Origin of the sequence: Streptomyces uncialis (assembly GCF_036250755.1) — a bacterium.
GTDB lineage: Bacteria > Actinomycetota > Actinomycetes > Streptomycetales > Streptomycetaceae > Streptomyces > Streptomyces uncialis.
The window spans coordinates 1496309-1519916 of record NZ_CP109583.1 but is presented as its reverse complement, the minus strand read 5'-3'; the positions used below and the strand labels follow the sequence as shown (position 1 = coordinate 1519916).

General features: G+C 74.2%; 20 protein-coding genes. 7 read left to right on the top strand and 13 right to left on the bottom strand.

Annotation, left to right across the window (positions count from 1 at the left end; all coding sequences use genetic code 11):
* The first annotated feature begins 471 nt into the window (after positions 1-471).
* Complete coding sequence (locus tag OG711_RS05990; protein WP_329558649.1) at positions 472-2727, top strand: LLM class flavin-dependent oxidoreductase; 2256 nt, start codon at positions 472-474, stop codon at positions 2725-2727.
* Positions 2728-2848: 121 nt separating this feature from the next.
* Entirely contained in the window at positions 2849-3358 is a 510-nt protein-coding gene (locus OG711_RS05985) for a GNAT family N-acetyltransferase (RefSeq protein WP_329558648.1), read from the top strand.
* A gap of 122 nt (positions 3359-3480) precedes the next feature.
* Here OG711_RS05985 and OG711_RS05980 read toward each other — a convergent pair whose 3' ends face one another.
* Positions 3481-4239 carry a sigma-70 family RNA polymerase sigma factor gene (locus OG711_RS05980; RefSeq protein ID WP_329558647.1) on the bottom strand — a complete coding sequence of 253 codons (759 nt, stop codon included), beginning with the start codon at positions 4237-4239 and terminating at the stop codon, positions 3481-3483.
* Positions 4240-4582: 343 nt separating this feature from the next.
* Entirely contained in the window at positions 4583-5341 is a 759-nt protein-coding gene (locus OG711_RS05975) for a hypothetical protein (protein WP_329558646.1), read from the bottom strand.
* A 345-nt stretch (positions 5342-5686) separates the two neighbouring features.
* On the opposite strand from OG711_RS05975, the gene OG711_RS05970 reads away from it, so the two are divergent.
* Positions 5687-6919, top strand: a complete 1233-nt coding sequence (locus OG711_RS05970; RefSeq protein ID WP_405674769.1) for an MFS transporter — start codon at positions 5687-5689, stop codon at positions 6917-6919.
* Positions 6920-6999: 80 nt separating this feature from the next.
* Entirely contained in the window at positions 7000-8274 is a 1275-nt protein-coding gene (locus OG711_RS05965) for a sugar ABC transporter permease (RefSeq protein ID WP_329558644.1), read from the top strand.
* 183 nt (positions 8275-8457) lie between these two features.
* Here OG711_RS05965 and OG711_RS05960 read toward each other — a convergent pair whose 3' ends face one another.
* Positions 8458-9618: an acyl-CoA dehydrogenase family protein gene (locus OG711_RS05960; RefSeq protein WP_266506142.1), complete on the bottom strand. Its 1161-nt coding sequence runs from the start codon at positions 9616-9618 to the stop codon at positions 8458-8460.
* 297 nt (positions 9619-9915) lie between these two features.
* Between OG711_RS05960 and OG711_RS05955 the strand changes: the two genes are divergently transcribed.
* A complete protein-coding gene (locus OG711_RS05955) occupies positions 9916-11616 on the top strand; it encodes a CoA transferase (RefSeq protein WP_329563639.1) in 1701 nt (566 codons plus the stop codon).
* Positions 11613-13319: a class I adenylate-forming enzyme family protein gene (locus OG711_RS05950; RefSeq protein WP_329558643.1), complete on the top strand. Its 1707-nt coding sequence runs from the start codon at positions 11613-11615 to the stop codon at positions 13317-13319. The genes OG711_RS05955 and OG711_RS05950 overlap by 4 nt, the downstream gene beginning before the upstream one ends.
* A 126-nt stretch (positions 13320-13445) precedes the next feature.
* Here OG711_RS05950 and OG711_RS05945 read toward each other — a convergent pair whose 3' ends face one another.
* The 5 genes from OG711_RS05945 to OG711_RS05925 all read right to left on the bottom strand — a co-directional run bounded on the left by OG711_RS05945 (position 13446) and on the right by OG711_RS05925 (position 17551).
* Positions 13446-14258 carry a metal ABC transporter solute-binding protein, Zn/Mn family gene (locus OG711_RS05945; protein WP_329558642.1) on the bottom strand — a complete coding sequence of 271 codons (813 nt, stop codon included), beginning with the start codon at positions 14256-14258 and terminating at the stop codon, positions 13446-13448.
* On the bottom strand, positions 14216-15082 hold the full coding sequence (locus tag OG711_RS05940; RefSeq protein WP_329558641.1) for a metal ABC transporter permease: 867 nt from the start codon (positions 15080-15082) through the stop codon (positions 14216-14218). Before OG711_RS05940 ends, OG711_RS05945 begins: the two co-directional genes overlap by 43 nt.
* Positions 15079-15714: a metal ABC transporter ATP-binding protein gene (locus OG711_RS05935; RefSeq protein WP_329558640.1), complete on the bottom strand. Its 636-nt coding sequence runs from the start codon at positions 15712-15714 to the stop codon at positions 15079-15081. The genes OG711_RS05940 and OG711_RS05935 overlap by 4 nt, the downstream gene beginning before the upstream one ends.
* A 328-nt stretch (positions 15715-16042) precedes the next feature.
* Positions 16043-16399, bottom strand: a complete 357-nt coding sequence (locus tag OG711_RS05930) for an antibiotic biosynthesis monooxygenase (protein ID WP_329558639.1) — start codon at positions 16397-16399, stop codon at positions 16043-16045.
* A 105-nt stretch (positions 16400-16504) separates the two neighbouring features.
* Positions 16505-17551 (bottom strand): alpha/beta fold hydrolase, encoded by a 1047-nt coding sequence (locus OG711_RS05925; RefSeq protein WP_329558638.1) that lies wholly within the window; start codon positions 17549-17551, stop codon positions 16505-16507.
* 241 nt (positions 17552-17792) lie between these two features.
* Between OG711_RS05925 and OG711_RS05920 the strand changes: the two genes are divergently transcribed.
* A complete protein-coding gene (locus OG711_RS05920; RefSeq protein WP_143201223.1) occupies positions 17793-18848 on the top strand; it encodes a hypothetical protein in 1056 nt (351 codons plus the stop codon).
* A 124-nt stretch (positions 18849-18972) separates the two neighbouring features.
* On the opposite strand, the gene OG711_RS05915 is transcribed toward OG711_RS05920, so the two are convergent.
* The 5 genes from OG711_RS05915 to OG711_RS05895 form a co-directional block, all read right to left on the bottom strand.
* Positions 18973-19692, bottom strand: a complete 720-nt coding sequence (locus OG711_RS05915; RefSeq protein ID WP_329558637.1) for a 3-keto-5-aminohexanoate cleavage protein — start codon at positions 19690-19692, stop codon at positions 18973-18975.
* Positions 19693-19787: 95 nt separating this feature from the next.
* On the bottom strand, positions 19788-20453 hold the full coding sequence (locus OG711_RS05910) for an RraA family protein (protein ID WP_329558636.1): 666 nt from the start codon (positions 20451-20453) through the stop codon (positions 19788-19790).
* 8 nt (positions 20454-20461) lie between these two features.
* Complete coding sequence (locus OG711_RS05905) at positions 20462-21262, bottom strand: carbon-nitrogen hydrolase family protein (protein ID WP_073787100.1); 801 nt, start codon at positions 21260-21262, stop codon at positions 20462-20464.
* A 55-nt stretch (positions 21263-21317) separates the two neighbouring features.
* Positions 21318-22430 (bottom strand): ABC transporter ATP-binding protein, encoded by a 1113-nt coding sequence (locus tag OG711_RS05900; RefSeq protein WP_073787098.1) that lies wholly within the window; start codon positions 22428-22430, stop codon positions 21318-21320.
* A 1-nt stretch (position 22431) separates the two neighbouring features.
* On the bottom strand, positions 22432-23508 hold the full coding sequence (locus tag OG711_RS05895; RefSeq protein WP_073787096.1) for an ABC transporter substrate-binding protein: 1077 nt from the start codon (positions 23506-23508) through the stop codon (positions 22432-22434).
* Positions 23509-23608 lie beyond the last annotated feature (100 nt).

Sequence of the window (23608 nt, the reverse complement as noted above, 5' to 3'; positions counted from 1 at the left end):
CGTCGAGAGGTCCCTGCCGCTGAGCCGGGTGCCGGTCCGCCGCCCTGGCGGTGCCGCGCTGCTGGTGCTGTCGGGGCGGGGGTGGCCGTGCGGCGACGGCGCCCCGTCCGGTGTGCCGGTCGGGCTGGGCGGCCGGGGGCGGGGTGCCCTGCGTGGCGCCGCGGGTGGGGTCCTGTGCCGCCCCGGAGGCGGTGCCGGGAGGTGTCGGGTGGTGCCGGAGCGCGTCAGGGACGGTGTTGGGGAGCGGCGGGGGTGGCGCCGGAGTCGGTGCCGGGAGGTGTTGGGGATGGTGCCGGAGCGGTGCTGGGGGCGTCTTGAGTGGTGGCGGATCGGGGGCGCCGTGGGTGGTGCCGGAGCCGGAGAGCCGGTGCCGGGGCGTCTTGGGTGGTGCCGGGAAGAGGGGGATCATGTCCGACGTTATGGTTGAACAGTAAACTTCCTACTCGGACCGTTCCGTCTGCGGAGGCCGCGATGACCGACTACGGGCACGACCTGACCTTCGGGTCGTTCCTCACCCCCGACAACCGCGACCCGCACGCCGTCGTGGAACGCGCCCTCCACTCGGAACGCGTCGGCCTCGACCTGGTGACGTTCCAGGACCACCCCTACCAGCCCGCGCATCTGGACGCGTGGACGCTGATGAGCTGGGTCGCCGCCCGCACCGAACGGGTCCATCTGTCGGCCAACGTCACCAACCTCCCCCTGCGCAACCCCGCCGTCCTCGCCCGCTCGGTGGCCGGACTCGACCTGCTGTCCGGCGGCCGGATCGACCTGGGGCTCGGCGCGGGCGCGTTCTGGCAGGCCATCGGCGCGATGGGCGGCCGGGTGCTCACCCCCGGTGAGAGCGTCACCGCGCTCGGCGAGGCCATCGACATCATCCGCGGCATCTGGGCCGCCGACGACCGCACACCCCTGCGGATACGCGGCGACTTCCACACCGCCGACGGAGCCAAACGCGGCCCCGCCCCGGCCCATGACGTACCGATCTGGCTCGGCGCGTACAAGCCCCGCATGCTGCGGCTGGTCGCCGCCAAGGGCGACGGCTGGCTGCCCAGCTGGTCCATGCTGAAGTCCCCCAGCCTCGCCGAGGGCAACGCGATCATCGACGAGGAGGCCGCCGCCCACGGACGCGACCCCCGCGAGATCACCCGGCTGCTCAACATCAACGGCGCCTTCGGCACCTCCGCCGAACCCTTCCAGGGACCGCCCGCCCAGTGGATCGACCTGCTGCTGCGCCTGGTCCTGGAGGACGGCGTCAGCACCTTCATCCTGGGGTCCGACGACCCCGGCACCCTCGCCGTCTTCGGCGAGGAGGTCGCCCCCGCGCTGCGGGAGGCCGCCGCCGCCGAACGCACCGCCGCCGGCACCCCGGGCGGCCGGGTCCGGCCCGCCGCCGCACTGGCCCGGCGCCACGGGGGCATCGACTACGACGGTGTGCCCCCGGCGCTCGCGGGCCGGGCCGTGGAACCCGGCGACCACTCGTACGAAGGGCTCCGCTCCAGCTATGTGTGGCCCGGCTCGCCCGGCCTCGTCCTGCGCCCGCAGGGCACACCACAGGTCGCCGAAGCCCTCGGCTGGGCCCGTGCCCAGGACGTACCTCTCACGGTCCGCAGCGGCGGCCACGGCATCAGCGGACGCTCCACCAACGACGGCGGGATCGTCATCGACCTGGGCGCCCTGGACGGTGTCGAGGTCGTCGACCGGGCCCGCCGCCTGGTCCGGGTCGGGGCGGGCGCCCGCTGGGGCGATGTCGCCGCCGCCCTCGCCCCGCACTCCCTCGCCATCAGCTCCGGGGACTCCGGTGACGTGGGGGTCGGCGGACTGGCGACCACCGCAGGCATCGGCCTGCTCGCCCGGTCCTTCGGACTGACCGTCGACCGGGTGCGCGGCGCCGAGGTCGTCCTCGCCGACGGCACCACCGTCCACGCCGACGCCGACCACCACCCGGACCTCTTCTGGGCGCTGCGCGGCGCGGGCGGCAACATGGGCGTCGTCACCTCGCTCGACATCGAGGCCACCGAACTCGCCGACGTGGTCTTCGCGTTGTTCGCCCACGAGGTCACCGATCTGGCGGAGTTCCTCTCGGCATGGGGGAGCACCACCGAGGACGCACCCCGCGAACTGACCCCCTTCCTCACCCTGGTGCGCAGACAGGGCGGCTTCGTCGCGCAGACCTACGCCGTATGGGCGGGCGCCGACACCGAAGCGGCCGCCGAGGCCCTCCAGCCCTACCTCGAACTCGCCCCCGTGCTCCAGCAGCGGGCCCATCTGCTGCCCTACGCGGCCGTCGTGACGCCCGCCCGGCCCTCCCACCAGGGGCAGGCCCGCCAGCGCAGCCGATCGGCGCTGGTCGACCACATCGACCCGCACACCGCCCGTGCCCTCGCCGGGATGTTCGAGGACGGGCTCACCTCGTACGCCCAGATCCGCGCGGTCGGCGGAGCCGTCAACGACACCCCCGCCGACGCCACCGCCTACGCCCACCGCACCCAGAACTTCGCCCTCTCGGCCGTCCTGCGCGAGAGCCGCGCCGCCGAGGGGAACGCCGCCTGGGACCGCCTCGGCGCCGACGCCCTGTACCTCAGCTTCGAGACCCACGACCACGGCACGGCCCTCACCCGCGCCTTCCCACCCGCGACCCTGGAGCGGCTGCGCGGGATCAAGGCGCACTACGACCCCGACCACGTCTTCCGCACCAACTTCCCCATCGAACCGGTCTCTTCCTGACCTGCCCGGACGTCCGGCGTCCGCGTCGGCACCGCTGTCCGGTGGCAGGGGGCGTCCGCCGCCGGGCGGGCCGCCCGCGCCTGCCATGATGGCGAGGTCCCCAGTGAGAGGAGTGACACGGGTGCTGCTGCGTGATGTCGAGTACGGCGACCTCGATGCCTACGTCCGGATGCGATGCGACCCGGTCATGATGGCCGAGCTGGGCGGCCCGTTGCCGCGCGACGGCATCGAGGCGAAGGTCCGGCGTGATGTGCAGCGGACAGAGGAGGGCACCGACTGGACCAAGATGATCGTGCCCGACGAGGCCGAGCCGACGGTGGTCGCGGGACTCGTGACCTTGTGGCCCCACGACAGCGACGCCGGGAGCTTCTCCGAGATCGGCTGGATGGTGCTGCCGGAGTTCCAAGGCCGGTCACTCGGCAAGCGGGCCGCCCGCTCGCTGCTCGAACTGGCCCGCACCGACGGCCGGTGGGGCCTCATCCATGCCTTTCCGGCGACAACCAACCCCCCCTCCAACGGAATCTGCCGCGCCCTCGGATTCAGATTCCTGGGCGAGGAGGACGTGCCCTTCGCCGATCGGCTCCTGCGATCCAACCACTGGGCCATCGACCCTCGCACCGACCTGCTCTGACGCCGGGCCGCGGAACGCCGGAGACCCACGCGAAGCCCCCGGGACGAGGCGCGGGGCGGGCACCCGGCGGTGCCCGCCCCGCTAGGTGACCCGGGCCGGCCGGGCGCGGCGGGCCGGCCGGGTCAGCCGGAAACCGCCACCGGTGCCCACGTACGGACGGCCGGGCGCGTATGCCGGGCCCGGTCGCGTGCGCGGTCCGAACGGTCCTGCCGGTTCGGACGGTTCGGGCGGTCCTGAGGGGGCGGCGGGGCGTCCTGCGGGGCCGGGGCAGGCGTCTCCGCGTCCGTCAGCAGGGCGATCAGCGACGACCGGGCGCGGGCCACCCGGGAGCGGACGGTCCCTATGGGACAGCCGATGGCTTCGGCGGCCTCGGCGTACGGCAGGCCGAACAGCTGGGTGAGGACGAAGGCCTCCCGGCGCTCCGCAGGGATCGCCGCCAGGAGTTCCGCGAGGGCGACGCCGTCCTCGAAGCCGGGGACACCGTACGGCTGGGCGGCCTCCGCGGCGTCCTGCCAGTCGTGCCGGTCCGACAGCCGGGGCCGGGCGGCGGCGTGCCGCAGGCTGTCGACCACGGTTCGGCGGGCGATGGACAGCAGCCAGGTACGGGCCGAGGAGCGGCCCTCGAACCTGCGCAGGGCGACCAGCGCGCGCAGGAACACGTCCTGGGTGAGGTCGTCGGCGGCCTGCGGATCGGCGCTGAGGTACGCCACATAGCGCCATACGTCCCGGTGGAGCGCGCGGACGAACCGGTCGGTCCGCTCGGGGTCGCCGTCCCGGGCGTCGAGCGCCAGCCGGGTCACCACGGCATCGGACTGCGGGGTGTGCCGGACGGGCTTGCGAAGGTCGGAGGACTGTCGTCGGGGGGTCGGGGCAGGGATCATCGCCACAAGGTCCTTTGGGTGCGCGTGTGTCCGGCGCCGCGTGGGGGCGGGCCGGTGACGGTTGCGGTCCGTGGCCAGGGGCTGTCGTCGAGTGGCGCCGGGCCGCGAACGGCGTCCGGCGCGGCACGCCGCGGGACGGGGAGTCGCCCTCGTACGCGCGGACTTGCCCGGGCGTACTCGGTGACTCCGGCAACGCGGTGCGGGGTGCCTCCCGGGCCGTCCAGGCTCGGCGGGAGCGCCGTGCCCGGCTTCGGGTGGGCACCCTTTCGACGGCAGTCCCCCGGGGCAGGCCGAGGTCCGAGGCGCGGGCGTGGACGCCGTCGCGCGCTCGGGGAGCCGGCTGTCAGAGGACAGCGGTCGCCGTCGGCGGACCCCTTGAGGTGATGGCGTGCACGAGGAACAGCCGCCGGGGCGCGCGCACCCGGCGGGCGCGGCGTACCCGGAGCCGGGGCCGCCGGGGGACCGGCGCCGTCGCGAGGAGCAGCCGCAGGGGCGCCCGCAGCCGGCCCGCGAGGGAGCGCAGCAGCCGGAACACCGCCCGCTCGCCGTACGCCAGCCACAGCCCGGCGAGCACCGCCGCCACGAGGTGCGCGATGAGCATCCCGGCCGGTGACATACCGAGCATGTCGTGGCCGCCCGGCGCGCTCGCGGTGGGTACGGCAGCAGCGGTGTCCGTCATAGGGGCGGCGTGGTGCGCGTGGTGGGCGTGGGCCTCGGCGCCGCCGGTGACATGCCGCGCCGTCGGGAAGACCGGTCCGGCGGCCGGCCCGGCCATGACCCGCGCGGCGGCGGACGGCGACGGTCCCGCCGCCGTACCGCTTCCGCACGTCAGGTACACGGCACACTGCTGGGTCAGCGAGGTCCCGGCCGACACGGCCGGATGGACGGCGGACTGGACGAGGGAGAACCCGGCGTGGAGCGCGGCCTGGACGCCGACCGCCGCCCCGGTGACCGCGAGCAGCCCGCGTTCCCGCCCGGCGAGCGCCCAACCGGCCCCGGCCGTACCGCCGAACGCGGCGGCCATCGCCCACCAGGGCACCGCGGCACCCGACATGAGGATGTGACCGGTGGCCGCGAGCAGCACACAGACGGCTGCGAACATCGCAGCCCGTACGACTCGACAGCAGCGGCCCGGTGTCATGGGTGGCCCATCCTCGCACCAGCGTTCGGTTCGCGCACGGGGTCCGTGCTATCGGTGTGGTTGCCGTGATTCCTCCGTACCCGTCCCGGAACGCCGCGCTCCGGTGTGGCGTGGAACACAGTGAACGCGGGGAACCCGACGGCCCTTTCGGCCGACCGACTCCCTGTCCCGCAACCGGGACCGCGTGAAGGGGAGTGGTTCGTGGGGGCGGGGCGCGAGTCTGCGGGAACGACGACGCCACCAGGGGCGGACGGCCGGGCGGGCAGTCGGGCGGAGCGGCGGCTCACCGCGCTGCTCACCTGCGCCATGGCCTTCTCGATGCTCCAGCTGTTCCTGATCGGAGCGCTCGGCCCGCGCCTGGTGGACGACTTGGGCCTGTCGCCCACGCTGCTGGGGCTGACCACGACGATCGGCTTCGTTACCGCCGCCGTGCTGTCCCCGGCGGGCGGGCGGATCGTCGACCGGATCGGCCCGCGGCGTTCCCTCGTCGCCCTGCTGGTCGTCTCCGCCGCAGCGCTCGCCCTCATCGGCGCGGCGCCCGGTGCCGGGATGCTGCTGGGCGCGGTCGCGCTCGGCGGGATTCCGCAGGCACTGGCCAATCCGGCCACCAACAAGGCCGTCCTGGCGGCGGTCGCGCCCGCGCGGCGCGGCGCGGTCACCGGGATGAAGCAGTCCGGCGTGCAACTCGGCGCCTTCGCCGCCGGGTTGCCCCTCGCCGCGCTCGCGGGCGGACTCGGCTGGCGGGGCGCGGTGTGGACGGCGGCGGGCGTCGCGCTGCTGACCGCGCTCTGGGCGTCCCGCGCCCTGCCCCCCGACCCGACGGCCCCCGAATCTCCTGTACGTGAGGCGGTGCGGCCCGGCACCACGGCTTCAGCGGCCCCGGCAGCACCTACCGCCCCTACCGCTCCTACCGCCCCCGCTGCTCCCGCCGTTCCCGGGGGAGCCGTACCGGTGCCGGGCGGGCCTGTGGTGCCCCTCGCGGTGTTCTCGCTGTTCCTGGGTGCCGGGATCGCCTCGGTGAACACCTATCTCGCGCTGTTCGGGGCCCAGCGGCTGGGGCTGGCCCCGACCGCCGCCGGTGCCCTCGTCGCGGTGCTGGGTGCGACGGGGATCGTCGGCCGGGTGGGCTGGGCGAAGGCCGCGCGGCCCGGCCGCGCCGAGTGGCTGCCGGGCTGGCTCGCGACCGGCGCCGTGCCGGCCGCGCTGCTGCTGGCGGCGGCGGTCACCGCCGCGCCGCTGGTGTGGGCCGGTGCCGTCGCGGTCGGTGTGTTCGCGGTGTCCGCCAACGCCGTCACGATGGTGCTCGTGATGCAGCGGGCCGCGCCCGGCCGGGCGGGCCAGGACTCGGCGCTCGTCGCGGCGGGGTTCTTCGCCGGATTCGCCTGGGGCCCGCCGCTGTTCGGAACCCTCGCGCAGGGCGACCGGTACGGCACCGGCTGGCTGCTCGTCGCTGCGGAGTTCGCGGTGGCGGGCGCGGTCGCCTGCCACTGGGCCGTCCGGGACCGCCGTACGCGTCAGCGTCGGGAGTCCGCCCCGTGACGGGCGGGGAGCGAGGCGCGGAGGGCGGGAGTACGGGCGCCGGGGCGTACCCGGGCGCGCGCGGAGCGGCGGACCCGGACGTGAGCACGGACATGTTCCCCGGGGCGGCGTCGGGCACCGACCCGGCCACAGGCGCGACCGCAGCCATCGACTCGGCCACAGCCACCGGCGCGGGCTGGGCCGATCGGGCGCTGGCCGATGTGGTCGAGCGGGTCGCCGTGACCCGCGCCCAGGTCGGCACCCGGTTCCCGCTGTACGCCGACCCGGCCGACGGCCGGTGGACGACGACCGGACGCGGCTCCTGGACGGGAGGGTTCTGGGCCGGACTGCTGTGGCTGCGGGCCGGGTTCACCGGTGACCGCGCGGACCGGGAGGCCGCCGCCGCGTGCACCGCCCGTCTCGCGCCCTGGACCGACGCGGACACCGCCACCCGTGGCCTGATCCTCTGGTATGGGACGGCACCGGCCGGGGACGACCCCGCTGCCGCCGCGCTCCGCGACCGGGCCGCCCGCGCGTGCCTGCACTCCTGGGAACCGGAGTTGGGGATTGTCCCCTGGGGAGACGCCTTCGGCGGCCCCCGCGAGCTGGCCCGGGTGGACGGCGTACCGGGAATGGTCCCGCTGCTGGCCGGAGCCGGAGCCGGAGGCGGAACGGTAGTTGGAACCGTAGCCGACGCCGCAGCCGGACTCCGACCCGGACTCCGACCCGGACCCGGACCCGGACCCGATGGTGTCGCCGCAGCAGCGGCCCATCTGCACCGGCACCTCGAACTATGCCTGGGGAAAGGCTCGTTCAGGGACACGCCCCGGGATCCGGTCCGGGCCCCGTTCCGGCCCGCATGGCGGCGCACCGCGACCGGCTGGCGGCCCTGCGAGGACCCCGGACCCGGTTGGAGCCGGGGTCCGGCCTGGCTGCTGCTGGCCGTCGCGGACGCCCTGCTGCGCCCCGAGGTCGCCGCCCGGGTGCCCGGCGATCTCACGGTGACGGTCGAACGCCTCCTGACCGAAGGGGGCGTCCTGACCGGGCCGCTCGTCCCGTACGCCGACACGGACCGGCCGGACGGTCCCCTCGACACCTCGGCCGCCGCGATCACCGCCGTCGCCCTGCTGAAGCTCGCCCGGGTCCCCGGACCCCACGCGCGGACGTACGCGCGACGGGCCGGGGCGATCCTGGAACGGCTGGTGCGCGACCATCTGAGCGAACCGCGGCCGGGGCGCCCGGCGGGGATGCTGCTCGACGGCTGCTACGACGCCCCCCGGGGCCTGGCCGTCCGGCACGAACTGGTCTGGGGTGACTTCTTCCTGGCGCTCGCGCTGGCCGCGCTCACGGGCGCGGCCGACCTCACCCAGGTGTAGCGACACCAGCCGGGTCCCGGGACACCTCGCTCGCGCGCCGCCGACCCCACCCGGGCCCGGGACCTTACCCGGCCGCCGACCCGAGCCCCCAGTGCAGCGTCTCACCCGGGCGCGGGGACCCCACCCGCGTGCAGCGGAGCCGGTCCGGTGCGCGGACCCACCCGAGTACGGCGCGGCCGGACCTCACCCCGACCCGGCCGCGCCGGTCCCGTACCCCCGCAGCACCCGGCGCGCCACCGACGTGATGTGCAGCTCGTCCGGCCCGTCGAGGACCCGGGCCGCCCGCCCGGTGCGGAACAGCGCGGGCAGCGGGGTGTCCGGGCCCAGTCCGGCCGCGCCGTGGATCTGGATCGCGGAGTCCGTGACCCGCTGGAGCATCCGCGCGGCGGCCACCTTGGCGAGCCCCACCTCCGTACGGGCGTCCCGACCCGCGTCGATCAGCGCCACCGCCTCATGGACCAGCGGCCGGGTGGTGCGCAGCGCGAGGAGCGCGTCGAACACGTGCTGCTGCACCAACTGGTGATCCCCGAGGGGGCCTTGCGAACCGGTCCGGGTGGCCGCCCGGTGGCACAGCAGATCGAACGCGCGCTGGGCCTGCCCCAGCCAGCGCAGGCACCGCAGGGCCCGGCCGAGCTGAAGGCGTTCCCCCACGACTGCGAGTGCCGCGCCCGGCTCGCCGAGCAGCTGGTCCCCCGGCACCTCGACCCGGTCCAGGGCGATCTCGTACTGGCCCGAGGCGCCGAACACCGGCAGCTCGCGGACGACCCGGAAGCCCGGTGAGCGGGTCGGCACCAGCAGCAGGGACAGTCCCGCCCGGTCGCCGGGCGCACCGCCCGTACGGGCGAGGACGGTGACGAGACCGGCGTCCGCGGCCCCGGAGGTGAACCACTTGCGGCCGGTGACCAGCCAGCCGCCGTCCGCCAGCCGTTCGGCCCGGGTGGCGGTGAGGGTCGGATCGGTGCCCGGGACATCCGGTTCCGTCATCGCGAAACAGCTCCGGGTCCGCCCGGCGACCAGGTCCCGCAGATGCTCCGCGCGGACCCGGGGCCCCGCGTGACGGCTCAGCATGGTGACATCGAGCAGGGGGGCGGAGCCCAGCGCGGCGGGTCCGTGGTCGCTGGCGCCCTCCGCCTCGGCCAGCGCCGCGTACGCGCGCAGCGGCAGACCGCCACCGCCCAGTTCCTTGGGCAGCGGCAGCGCCCACAGGCCCTCGGCGCGGGCCCGGTCCCGCAACCCGCCGAGCACGGCGGCCGCGGCGGGTCCGCCCGCGTCCAGCACCGGCTCGCACGGCATCACCTCCGCCGTCACGAACCGTGCCACCCGCTCCCGCAAGTCATGTTCCACCACGGGAGGTTGTTCTCCCGTACCGCTCCGCGCGGAACCGTCCCCGCCACCCCGGCCCGTGTCCACCACTGTTCGCCTCCACCTCACGGGAACCCAGGGGAACGCCTGTCCGACTCCCTGCCCGTGGAACTGGTCGGGCGCGGACGCTCCCGGGTTCCCGCCGCCCCGAACGAACCCGGGCGGGGACGGCCACCGCCCCCGCCACGACGAGGAGAGGGAAAGGTGCCACCAGAACCCACCAGGACCGTCCGGCCGCTCGACGCGCTGCGCTTCGACGCCTGCGGACCGCCCCCGATCATGGACGTCGTCACCGAGCGGCTGCGGCTGCTCGGCGCGCGCACCGGCACCAACGGCCCGAGGGACCCGGGCGACGGGCGCGCCACCCTCGCGGGCGCCGGATTCGCACCCGTCCACGCGGTCACCGGCTGGTCCGCCGGGCCCGCCTCCGGACTCACCGACGAGGCCACCGTGCAGGCGGCCACCGGCGTCATGGCCGTGCACGGCCGCCGCGACGGACGGCCGCGCGGCCTCGCCGTCGACTGGGCGGCCACCACCACCGCCGTCCTCACCGTCCAGGGACTGCTCGCCACCCTGGTCGGCCAGGCCCGGGGCGCCGCCCCCGCCACCGTCACCACCAGCGCCGACCGGGCCGCGCTGCTCACCGTCTCCCAGTACCTCGCCGCCGCCGGCGCGGACGAGGGCGAGGCCGCCGAAGTCGCCCCCGGCGGACCGCCCTTCACCTCGTCCGACGGCCTGCTCTTCGAACTGGAGACCCTCGACCCGGCCGCCTGGGCCGGATTCTGGCGCGTCCTGGAAGCCCCCGACGACGCGATCCGCGCGGGCTGGCGGCCCTTCCAGTTCCGCTACGCCACCGCCTGCGCCCCCTTCCCCGAGGCCCTGCACACCACGACCCGGGCCCACCCCCTGGCACGGGTCAAGGAAGCCGCCGACCGCTCCGGCGCCGAGGTCTGCGTCCTGCGGACACCCGCCGAACGGGCCGCCGAGCACGACGGCGCCGCCCCCTGGTCGCTGCGCCTCCTGGCCCCCGGCACCCGCCCGCTGCCCGCCACCGCCTCCGCGTCCCGCCCGCTGGCCGGACTCACCGTGCTGGAGGCCGGGCGCCGCATCCAGGCGCCCCTGGCCGCCCATCTGCTGGGCCTGCTGGGCGCCGATGTGATCCGCGTCGAACCGCCCGGCGGCGACCCGCTGCGCGGTATGCCGCCCACCTGCTCCGGCGTCTCCGCCCGCTGGCTCGCCCTCAACCGGGGCAAGAAGGCCGTGGAGATCGACATCAAGTCCGACCGGGACCGCCGCACACTGCGCGCGATGACGGCCCAGGCCGATGTCTTCCTGCACAACTGGGCCCCGGGCAAGGCCGCCGCGCTCGGCCTCGACCACCCCGATCTCACCGCCGCGAACCCCGGCCTCGTCTACGCCTACACCAGCGGCTGGGCCGACCGCCTCCACGACGCCCCCATGGGCACCGACTTCATGGTCCAGGCCCGCACCGGCGTCGGCGCCGCCGTACGGCCCGCCGACGAGCCACCGGCACCCTCGCTGATGACCCTGCTCGACGTGCTCGGCGCGCTGCACGGCACCGAAGCGGTCCTCGCCGGACTCCTGCTGCGGCTGCGCACCGGACACGGCGTCCGCGCCGACTCGTCCCTGCTCGGCGCCGCCGACACCCTCACCGCCCCCGCCCTGCGGCGCGCGGCCCGCGGCGCCGACCCCCGGCCGCCCGCCGGGTTCCGCCGACCGCTGCGCACCGCCGACGGCTGGATCGCCCCCGCCGACACCTGCGCCGCCGAGGCCGCCCGCCACGACCTGGACGGCCTGTCCACCACGGACGCCCTCACCCGGCTGCGCGAGCGCGGACTGACCGCCACCCCCGTCACCACCGACCTCGCCCGGCTGCGCGACGACCCCCGCTTCCCCGGCGCGATCACCCATGACGCGCACGGCGCCCCCGCCGTTCCCGACCCCTGGAGCCTCGGATGACCGTCACCCTGCACGACCTGCTGCCCGCCGCGCTGCGCCGCTCCTGGGTCCTGGACGGCACCTGCCCCGGCCTCGACCTGTACAGCCTGTTCCGGGCCCGGCAGATCGCGGACCTCCACCGCACCGCCGTCATCGACGCCAAGGGCAAGCTCTGCTACACCGCCCTGGACCGCAAGGTGCGATGTCTCGCCACCGGACTCAGATCCCTCGGCATCGCCCCGGGGGACATCGTGGGCGTCCAACTCCCCAACAACCGCAACGCCGTCATCGCGGACCTGGCCCTCGCCGCGCTCGGCGCGGTCGCCCTGCCCTTCCCCGTCGGCCGCGGCACCCGGGAGGCGGAGAGTCTGCTGCGGCGCGCCGAGGCCGTCGCCGTCATCGCCGCGACCGAGCACCGGGGCGCCCGGCACGCCGACGACCTGCGCGATCTGCTCCCCGCCCTGCCCGCGCTGCGGCACGTCGTCGCCGCCGGACCGGGTACGGCACCCGACGGCACGGTCCCCTTCGCCGCGCTGCTGCGGTCCGACGCCGATGGATTCGTCCCCGCCCGGCCCGACCCGGACGGTCCGGCCCGCATCCTGGTGTCGTCCGGCTCCGAGGCCGAGCCGAAGATGGTCGCCTACTCCCACAACGCCCTCGCGGGCGGCCGGGGCAACTTCCTCGCCTCGCTGACACCCGACGGGACCGCGCCGCGCTGTCTGTTCCTGGTGCCGCTGGCCTCCGCCTTCGGGTCCAACGGCACATCGGTCACCCTGGCCCGGCACGGCGGCACACTCGTCCTGCTCGACCACTTCACCCCCGCGGCCGCCCTGGCGGCCGTCCGCGAGCACGCACCCACCCATGTCCTCGGGGTGCCGACGATGGTGCGGATGATGCTCGACCGGCTCGACGGCGACGGCGCCGCGCTGCCCGCCCCGACCGCCCTGGTCCTCGGCGGTTCCGCGCTCGACGAGCGGACCGCGCGGGACGCCGCGCACGCCTTCGGCTGCCCCGTCGTCAACCTCTACGGCTCGGCCGACGGCGTCAACTGCCACACCGGCCTGGCGACCGAGGACGGCACCCCGCCCATGTCCGGCCCGGGAGTCGTCGCCGGACGCCCGGACCCCCGCGTCACCGACATCCGCATCACCGACACCGGCACCCATGAACCACTGCCCGAGGGAACCGTCGGCGAGATCGTCGCCCGCGGCCCGATGACCCCGCTCTGCTACGTCGCCTCCCCGGACCTCGACGCCCGCTACCGCACCCCCGACGGCTGGGTCCGCACCGGTGACCTCGGCTTCCTCGACCCGGACGGCGTCCTCCATGTCGTCGGACGGCTCAAGGACATCGTCATCCGGGGCGGCGCCAACATCAGCCCCGCCGAGGTCGAACGTGAACTCGTCGCCCATCCGCTCGTCCGTGACGTGGTGTGCGTCGGTGTCCCGGACCCGGTCACCGGCGAGCGGCTCGCCGCCTGTGTGGTCGCCCGGGGCGAACACCCCCCGAGTCTGGCCGAGTTGTGCGCGCATCTGGAGCTGCGCGGCCTGGAACGGCGGAAGTTCCCCGAGCGGCTGCTGCTCGTCGGGGAACTTCCGCTGACCCCGGCGGGAAAGCCCGACCGGGCGGCCCTGCGGGAACGTATCGCCGCGTCCCCGGCCCCGGACACCGGCGCCGTACGGCAGACCGACGACGGCAAAGCCCCCCTCGTCGCGACCGGTTGAGTTCTCATCCGACCGGTTGAGTCTCCTCGCCACCGGTCGAACGAGAGGCCCGGCGGCGCGCGCACGCCGCCGGGCCTCGGACCCATGGCTGGACTCGGCCCCGGACCCGGACCGGACCCCCGCGGATCAGCCCGCGCCGAGCGCCTTCCTGAGCTCAGCCGCCGCGTCCCGGTAGACCGCCAGCAGATCGAGGTCGTCCCCCGGATAGTTGGCGATCGTCACCTGCCGGGCACCGGAGTCGGGCAGGACGGCACCCGTCGCCATATGGGCGTTGTCCACCACCAGGGCGGGCTTCTCGGCGGAGAGGTCCGCGAGCTGTCCCGGGGTCACCGCCTCGGGCCCGTAGGTGCCGACCGTGGTGGCGCCCGCCAGCCCCGTGGCCCAGGTGGTGAAGACCTGACTGACGGCGGTCGGGGCCTTGCCCCCCGCCCACAGCGCCCGCAGCTCCTTGCCGAGCTTGTCGTACTCCGTACCGATCGCGGCCTTCCCCTTCGCGGCACGGTCCTCGGTGCCGAACAGCTTGCCGAGCCGGGTGATCTCGGCGCCCGCCCGGCCGGGGTCGTTGTCGAGCTTCACCTCGACCAGCTCCGCGTCGGAGCCCGCCGCCTCCTTGATCTTCTCGGCGTACGGCTCGAACGGCGCGTACAGCACGAAGTCGGCCTTCGCGACGGCCGCCAGGTCGGACGGCTTCGGATCGTAGTCCGGGGCGTGGTGCACCGACTGCGGCACGATGACCTTGATGTCCTCGGCCCCCGCCGCCTTCGCGAAGGCACCCTCCCAGGTGGTCGTCACGACCACCCGGGGCTGCCCGTCGTGCTGGTGCCCGCCGTCCCCGGAGGCGGTGGCGGTGCCGCTGTCGCCGCAGCCGGTGAGCAGGGCCAGGGCCAGCGCCGTGCTCAGTGCGAGGAGGGAAGACGTACGGACGCGGGTGCGCGCCATGAGCTGGTTCTCCGTTCGGGTAGGAAATGCACGGCGAGGACGACCGCCCCGGCCGTCAGGACGAGGACCGGGCCGGGCGGCCAGTCCAGCCACAGGGCCAGCAGGAACCCCGTGAGGTTGACGGCGATCCCGATGCCGACCGCCCACAGGGTGATCGACGTCAGCGAGCTGCCCAGCCGGCGGGCCGCGAGCGCGGGCAGCAGGGTCAGGGCGTCGACGAGGAGGGCGCCGGTCAGCTTGATCGCCCCGGCCACCGCGACCGCGACCAACACCAGCAGGACCGTGGTCAGCGCCCTGACCGGTACCCCGGAGCACTGCGCCAGCTCCCGGTCGTACAACAGCAGTCCGATGTCCCGGCGCCGCCACCAGAAGAGGCCCGGTACGACGACGGCGAGCGCGCCGAGCACCACCAGGTCCATGCCGCCCACCGACAGGATCGACCCCCACAGCAGGGCGAAGGCACCGGACGCGTTCACCCCCGACACGGCGAGCAGCAGCAGCGCGGCGGCGATGGCGAGGCTCATCAGCAGCCCCATCGCTCCCGAAAGACCGTCGGGCGTACGGGCCAGGGGCGCGATGCCCGCGCCGGACAGGGCACAGGCCACCAGCGCGCACAGCATCGGGTCGAGACCGGTGATCAGCCCGACGGCGACCCCCAGCAGCGCCACATGCATCATCGCGAACCGGACCGGCATGATGTCCAGCCCGACGATGATCACCCCGATCACCGGGAGCCCGATCGCGGCCAGCAGCAGCGCGGCCCCGGCCCGCTGTACGGGCAGCAGCTCCAGCAGGGCGCCGACATCGGTGGTGGCGAGGTTCACCGGACCTCCCGCAGCCGCCCGGCGGCCATCTCCAGCACCCGGTCGCAGCGTCGTGCCATCGCCCGGTCGTGGGTCACCACGACCAGGGTCACCGGCAGGGAGGTGAGGGCGTCCGCCGCCTCCTCCTGCCCGTCGAAGTCGAGGGCGGCGGTGGGCTCGTCGGCCAGCAGCACCCCGGCCCCGGCGGCGACACAGCCGACCGCCCGCGCCAGATACATCCGCTGCAACTGCCCGCCCGAGAGGGTGTGCAGGGGGCGCTCGGTCAGTGCTCCCACCCCGAGCCGGTCCGCCGCCTCATGCGCCTCGCGGGGCGCGGTACCGCTGGCCAGCAGTTCGGACCCGAGCATCGGGAACCGTCCGGCCGCCGGTTTCTGCGGTATCCACGCACACGCGCGCCGCCGCCAGGCCCAGTCGGCCGCCGAACCGGTGCCCCGGCCGCCGACCAGGATCGAGCCCCGCGCCTGCGGATGGAGCCCGAGCACCGCCCGCAGCAAGGTGGTCTTGCCCGATCCGTTGGTACCCGTCAGCGCCACCCGCTCACCGGCGGCGATCTCCAGATCGACATCGGTGACCGCCTCCACCCGGCCGTGCCGGCACACCAACTCCTTGACGCACATGTCCAGTCCGCCCATCCCACATCCCTCGTTCCGCCGCGGCAGGGTGGGCCCGACGGGCGTTCGCCCTCCCACGCCGCAGTAGTCGGATCACGGGCCCGCCGGGTTCCCCACCCGGCCGGGGATTCCTGTCGGGGGCGGGGCGGGGCGGGGCGGGGCGGTTGCGCTGGCGTGCCGTGTGCGCGGTGCCGTGGTTGCGGTGGCGGGACGACACGAGCGGACCGCGACAGGACGCCTGTCACGATCCGCTCGGGGACTCGGGGACTCGGGGACTCGGGGACTCGGGGACTCGGGGACTCGGGGACCGAGGTACGGGAGGACGCGCGAAGGTGGCCGCGGGGCGGGGTCAGGCCTGGGGCCCGGGGCCGACCTCACGGACGACCGTGTACGTGGGCACGCCGGTCATCCGGGGTTCGGCCGTGCCGGAGAGGCCCGCCAGAGCCGCCCCGATCGCGGCCATCCGCCCCTCCGTGTCGGACGTCTCCACGAAGTTGCGGTAGTCCGCCTCGGTGTCCCAGTGCACGATGTTGTAGACCCGGGTGCCGTCCGTACTGACATGGAACCGGGCGGAACGGTACCCGGGGTAGAAGCGCACCCACCGCTCCTGCACCTCGGCGAAGGCGTTCACGAGCTCGGTCTGGGTGGCGGGGCCGTCGACGGTGTGGTCGATGATCGAGTAGAAGCCGGTGTCGGTGGACGGCATGACTGCTCCTGGGGTGCGGGGTCGGGTCTTTCCCGTCCTCCGATGTCCCGAATCCTGTCCCCTCAAGCGAACTTGAGGTCAAGCCGTCCCCTCACCGCACCTCCTTCACCCGAGGAAGGACAGCACCTCGCGCTCGAAGCGCCGCCCGGCCTCCAGATGCGGGAGATGGCCCACACCGCGCAGCTCCACCAGCCGGGCGCCCGGGACCGCCGCGGCGGCCAGCCTGCCGAGGACTGGGAAGTTGCCGAGCTTCGCCCGGTTCTCGGGGGTCGCGTACGACTTGCCGACCGCGGCCCGGTCCTCCTGGCCGATCACCAGCAGCACCGGCAGCCGCAGCGACGGCAGATCCTGGACCACCGGCTGGTGGTACGCCATCTGATAGGTCCGCGCCGAGGCGAGCGCCCAGCGCGGGTATTCCGCGCTGAGCGTGATCCGGTGCCGCAGCTCCACGTTCCGCTCGTAGGCCCGCCGCCAGGTCACCACGTACGAGCGGTAGAACGCCCGTATCCCCGCGATGGAGGTGTTGGCGAGCTCGTCGGCGAACAGCCGCTCGGTGGTGTGCGCGGGCACCAGCTCCCGGTAGTCCTCCAGGCCCACCGGGTTCGCCAGCACCAATCGCCGCGTCCGTGCGGGGTGTTCCAGGGCGAACCGGACCCCGAGCATGCCGCCCATCGAATGGCCCACCACGTCCACGACCGGGACGCCGAGGTGGTCCAGCAGCGCCACGGTGTTCCCCGCGAGCAGCCCGAAGCCGTAGTCGAGTGCGGGCTTGGACGAGCGTCCGAAACCGATCTGGTCCGGTACGACGACCCGGTGGCCCGCGGCGGCGAGTGCCCGCGCGGTGGGGGTCCAGGAACCGCCGTCGAAGTTCTTGCCGTGCAGCAGCAGGACGGTGCGGCCGGACACCGGCGCCGACGGGGCGATGTCGAGATAGGCCATGTCGACCGTCTCGCCCTGGTTGACCATCCGCAGGAAGCGCACCGGGAACGCGCTCCGGTAGCCCTCCATCGCGATGCCCAGCGGTACGTCGTACACCGGCTCGGCCGGAGCGCCTGCCGCCCCGGCCGCGCTCGCCGGTACGGCGCCCGCCCCCGTACCCGCCACCGCGACCGTACCCGCGCCCGCGGTCAGAAAGATCCGGCGTGTCGTCACACGTCCCCCTAGGAAGTCGTCCATCCGTACCCGTAGCGTGCCCCAACCCTCCCCAAGATCAAAGGAGTCGGGCGGAACCGGGCCAGGTCGAACGGCCGCGGCATCCGTGGCCGCGCGCTCGCTGGCCGCCGCGAAGGTTAGGGGGCGTGGCCGGACGGGCAAGGGCACGTCAATTCGGCGGCGGGGCCGTCGGTGGGAGACGGGGGGACCGATGGGCGTGGTGCGTGCGACGGTGACGCGGGTGGCCACCTGGACGGCCGGGACGCTGGTGCTGTGTCTGCTGGCGGTCTGGATCTGGTGGCGGGAGAGCGGTACCGCGGCCCGCTGGCGCTTCGAGGACTCCATGAAGTCCTTCTGCGGCGGACTGCTGGCGTACGAGAGGAGCCAGTTGTTCGAGGGCCTGCACACGTCCGTACCGCTGCGCGAGGACCGCACCGAGGGCCGCGACGCGTATGTGTGCCTGCTGGGCGAGCGGTTGACGGTGGTACGCGTGACACTGCTGCGGCCCGGTGCCCGCACCACCGGGACGGGACGGCGTCTCCTCCCGTCCTTCGACGGCCCCTGGCACCCCGCCCCGCTGCCCGGGGGCTGGCGGGGCGCGGCCGACGGCCGCACGATCCGGCTGCTGCTCCCCTGTCGGGACGACGGCAACGCCGTCTCGGTCATGGTCGAGGGGTACACCGGGCGCGAGGACCACGCTCCCGTGGACCGGGAGAGCCGGACGAGCTCCTGGCGCGGCGAGGACGTGTTCTGGGCCCGGTTCGGCACGGCCACGGCCACCAAGGCCGCGCGCCGCTGGGGCTGCGAGGCGACCGGCGGTGCGCCGCTGCGGAAACTGCCCTATGTGCACGGGACACGGCTGGCCACACACGCCCAGAGCACCTGCGCCGGGCTGCCTCTCGCCCGGGACGAACGCCTGGACCTGGTCCGGGAGACGCCCGTCGGCAGGGGCGCCCTGTACGAGCGCTGCGATGTCTGGGCGTCGGCCCACTTCGACACGCCCTATGTCTTCACCGCCCACTTCGACCTGTACGCGCGGCAGGAACGCGACGACGTCAGGCTGCCGTACCGGCGTTCCGACGCGGGCGCCGAGCGCAACATCCGCTGGGCGAGCGCGACATGCCCGGGTGACAGCGAGCGCGCGCTGTTCATCGGCGCCGTCCCGCCCGACGCGGGCGCCGCGCGTCCGCCGGGGTCCAAGGGCGGGGAGAGCTTCGGCGGACCCGCGTTCCGCGCGTACGCCGAGCGGGCGGCGGCCCGGCACCGGTGCTGGGACCTGCGGCTGCCGTCGGGGTGATCCGGTCGGGCGTCCCCCGTCCGGTGCGGGTACGCGTGGGGTGCGCGGTCCCCCGTACCCCTCACCGCGCCAGCGGCTGTGGGACTCCCGTGCGGGGCCCTCAGCGGCCCCGCACGGGAGCCGGTCAGCGGGCGGCCAGGGCGCGCGCGGCGCGGATGAGGGCCGCGTTGTCCGGGGCGTCCGTGCCGTCGGGGAGGTCCGTCCCGTCCTCGAAGCCGACCCGGGTCTCATGGCCGTCCTCGATGGCCGCCCGTACCAGGGGCCAGACGGTCGGGCCGTCGCCGTGGTAGAGGATCGGGCAGGTCACCCCGGCCTCCTGGATGCGCGCGGCCATGGCGCGGGCCGCCGCGACGGCCTCCTGCGGGTCCTCCTCCAGCGGCTCGATCAGGATCCGGACGTTGTCGTGCAGGGTGGGTGACGCCAGCAGCAGGGGGACGTCGTCCATCGTCCACACCGCGCTCTCCAGGACCATGCCGCGCTCGACGACCAGTTCCGCGGTCCGCGCCGCGTCCTCCTCGCTGAACGCGACGGACGCGAAGTCGGGCAGCGTCTCCCACGACTTGACGAGCTCGTAGCGCTCCTCGGGACCCGAGCAGGTCCACAGACCCGTCGTGGTGCCGACGACGGCGTCCGGGGCGACCGCGCGGATCGCGGACAGCACCTCGGCGAGGGCGTCCGGCCGGATCGTCTGGCCGCCGTCCGGGGTGCGGACATGGAAGTGGACGACGTCCGCGCCGGCCGCGAGCACGGCGACGGTGTCGGCGGCGATCTGCGCGGCGGTGACCGGGACGGTGGGCCGCTCGTCTCGCGAACGCCCGCCGTTGACGGCGGCTTTGAGGAGCACGATGGTCCTTTCGGGGGGTGGATGTGGTGCGGGGCGCACCCGGTGGGGAGTGATGACCCGGCGTCCTGGACCGGCCGCCGGGGGAACGCGGGAGGTCAGCGCAGCCGCTGAAGTGTCTCCGTGGCGCCGGTCAGCGAGCCCAGCGGCTTGCCCTGCCACAGCTGCGCGACAAGGGCGGGTTCCTCCGCGTCGTCGTCGAGGGCCTCCTCCACGACGGCCGCGAGCCGGGCGGCGGACGCGATGACCACGCCGTTGGCGTCACCGAGGACGATGTCGCCGGCCTGCACCGGGACACCGCCGCAGACGACCGGCGCGCACAGCGAACCGTCCGCGATGCCGTGCAGTTTGGTGGTCAGCGCGGTGCGTCCGTACGCGTAGACGGGCAGCGCGAGCGCGCGCAGCGCGTCGATGTCGGTGCACAGGCCGTCCACGACGACGCCCGCCGCGCCACGGGACGCGAGCGCGTTGACGACGACCTCGCCCAGCGGCGCGTGCCGCCGGTCGCCGCCGCAGTCGACCACCACCACGTCACCGGGCCCGACCAGCCCGGCGGCGTGATGCAGCATCGTGGAGTCGGTGGCGGTGATGCGTACGGTGACGGCCCGGCCGACGATCCGGTCGGTCCCCGCCTGACGCTGGAGCAGCGGGTCGCAGAAGCCCTCCTCCAGATAGTGGCCGAGGGTCGGGAAGTCCACCCTCCGCAGCTTCTCGACGAGTTCCCCGTCGAGGGGGGCGGGCAGTTCACGCAGGTCGAGCGGCATGACGGGGGTCACCTCGGTCCGATGATGATGCGGCGGTTGCGGAGCACGGGAAGGACCGTGCGGGCCCGGTCGATCCGGTCCTTGTCGGCGTCGACGACGAGCATCGAGCGCTCCTCCTCGCCGAGGGCGGCCCGGACCACACCGAGCGGGTCGACGGCCATGCTCATCCCGATGCAGTCGGGTGTGGTCAGCGAGGACGCCACCACCCAGCAGGTGTTCTCGATGGCCCGGGTGCGCACCAGCGTCGCCCAGTGGTCCTCCTTGAGGGGACCCTTGACCCAGGCGGCCGAGACCGCCAGCAGATCCGCGCCCATCTCCACCAGCGACCGGGTGAACTCCGGGAAGCGCACGTCGTAGCAGTTCACCAGGCCGACGTTGAAGTCGCCGATGCGGACCACGACGGGGCCGGTGTCGCCGCGCTGGACCTTGCGGGACTCCTTGTAGTTGAAGGCGTCGTACAGATGCATCTTGCGGTAGAGGCCGAGCACCTCACCGCTCGCGTCCACGGCGGCCATGGTGTTGTACGGCAGGGCCTCGCCGCTGTCCTCGAAACCGGCGGCGATCACCGCGATGCCGTGGGTGGTGGCGATCCGGGCGAGCCCTTCGAGGAACGCGGGCCAGTGCTTCTCGGCGAGTTCACGGAGCGGGACCTCCTCGGACTCGTCGGCGTCCGAGGGGACCATCGACTCCTCGGGGAAGACGACGAGTTCGGCGCCCGCCGCGGCGGCGTCCCGGGCCATCTCCTCGATGACCGCGAGATTGGCCGCCGCGTCGGCGGTGGGGGCGAACTGGGCTGCGGCGACCTTCACGGTCGTATCTCCTTGCTGGCGTGGGACGGGGCGGGTGCGGGCGGCCTGGGCGCGCTCATTCGGCCAGCACCCGGGAGTGCCGGGGGTGCCATCCGACGACGACCTGTTCACCGATCCGCAGACCGCTCACATCCGTCCCGCGGGCCTCGGCGACGAAGTCGCCGCCGTGTGCGAGGGCGAGGTGGTAGCGGGTGGCGTTGCCGAGGTACACGATCTGCTGGAGGGTGGCGTCCGCGCGGACCGGGCAGTCCTGGAGCGGTTCGCCGGCGCGGGCGAGCCGGACGTTCTCCGGGCGGACGGCCAGATGGACGGGGGTGCCGTCGGGGTGGCCGTGCCCGTCGGGGACCGCGATGTTCCCGAGCCCGTCGACCCCGAGCCGTCCGCCGCCGAGGGTGCCGGTCAGGAAGTTGGAGGTGCCGATGAAGTTCGCGACGAAGCGGGTCGCGGGCCGCTCGTAGATCGCCTCGGGGGTGTCGACCTGGAGCACCCGGCCGCCGTCCATGACCGCGATCCGGTCGGACATGGTCAGCGCCTCCTCCTGGTCATGGGTGACGGTGACGAAGGTGACGCCGACCTCGCGCTGGATCTTCTTCAGCTCCAGCTGCATCTCGGCCCGCAGCTTCTGGTCGAGCGCGCCGAGCGGCTCGTCCAGCAGCAGCAGCGAGGGACGGCCGATCAGGGCCCGCGCGATGGCGACGCGCTGGCGCTGGCCGCCGGAGAGCCGGCCGATGGTCCGGTCCCCGTACCCGTCGAGCCGGACGAGCGCGAGCGCCTCCCGTACGGCCTGCGCTATCTCGGCCTTGGGCCGGGACTTGCGGACCTTCAGCTCGAAGGCGACGTTCTCACTGACGTCGAGGTGCGGGAACAGCGCGTAGCTCTGGAAGAGCATGTTGAGGTCGCGCTTGTGCGGCGGTACGCCCGTGCAGTCGGCCCCGTCGAGTTCGACGGTGCCCTCGCTGGGCGTCTCGAAGCCGGTGATCATCCGCATCAGGGTCGTCTTGCCGCAGCCCGACGGGCCGAGGATCGAGAAGAACTCGCCCGTCCGGATGTCGAGGGTCACGTCGATGACGGCCGGGGTGCCGCCGAATGTCTTGCCGACCCCGGTCAGCCGCACCGCGGGCGCGGTGGCCTGGGCGGGGGAGCGGGGGTCCTTCAGGGTGGCTGTCATGTCAGGACGCCTTCACCTTGGTCCAGCCCTGCTGGAAGTGCTTCATCGCGGTGCCCGGGTCGAGCAGGAAGTCCGCGTTCTTGATGGCCTCGTCGCTCGCGTAGACGGCCGGGTTGTCCAGCGCCTTCTTGTCCTTGATGAACTCACGTGCCTTGGCGTTGGTGCTGGCGCTGCCGCCGTCGTCGGTGGCCATGGCCGCGATCTCGGGACGCAGCGTGAAGTTGATGAACTCGTAGGCCGCGTCCGTGTTCTTCGCGCCCTTCGGGATGGACAGCCCGTCCGTCCAGATCGAGCCGCCCTCCTCGGGGATGACGTAGTGGACGTTCTCGTTGGCGGCGACGACCTTCGCCATCGCCGTGCCGCTCCACGCCTGGGCCGCGCACGCCTGCCCGGTGGACAGCAACTGCGGGTAGTTGGTGGAGTTGTAGCCCGCGAGGATGTCCTTCTGGTCCTCCAGCGCCTCGGTGGCCGCCTTGATCTCGCCCTCGTCGGTGCTGGTGGCGCGGGCGCCGGTGACCTGGAGACCGGCGATGTAGGCCGCCAGCATGTTGTCCAGCATGTAGACCTTGCCCTGGTACTTCTTGTCGAACAGGGTCTTCCAGCTGGTCGCCGAGTCCACGCACTTGTCGTTGTACGCGAAGCCCGTCGTGCCCCAGATCCACGGGACGCTGTACTTGTTGCCCTTGTCGTACGACGGGTCGCGGAACTTCTCCGCGAGGTTGTCCATGCCCTTGATCCGCGCGTGGTCGAGCGGCTGGATCAGCTTCTGCCCGATGAGCTGCTGCACGGTGTACTGGCTGGGCTCCACCAGGTCGTAGCCCGCCGAACCGGAGCTGAGCTTGGCGGTCATGGTCTCGTTGCTGTCGAACGTGTCGAGGGTGACCTTGATACCCGTCTCCGCCTCGAACTTCTTCACCACCGACTCGGGGATCTCCCCGGCCCAGGCGTAGATGTTCAGCTTCTTCCCGCCGCCGGAGCCGGAGTCGGACCCCGAGCCGCCGCAACTGGTGACGACGAGCGCGGTGACGGTGGCGACGGAGGCGGCGAGGACGGTTCTGGGGACTCTTCTCGTACGCATGAGGGTGTGCCTTTCGCGAAATGAGGAAGCCGGGGAGGGGAGCGGGCCGGGTGGTGCGGGTCCTGGGAAGGGGCCGGAAGGCCGTGGTGCCGTGGTGCCG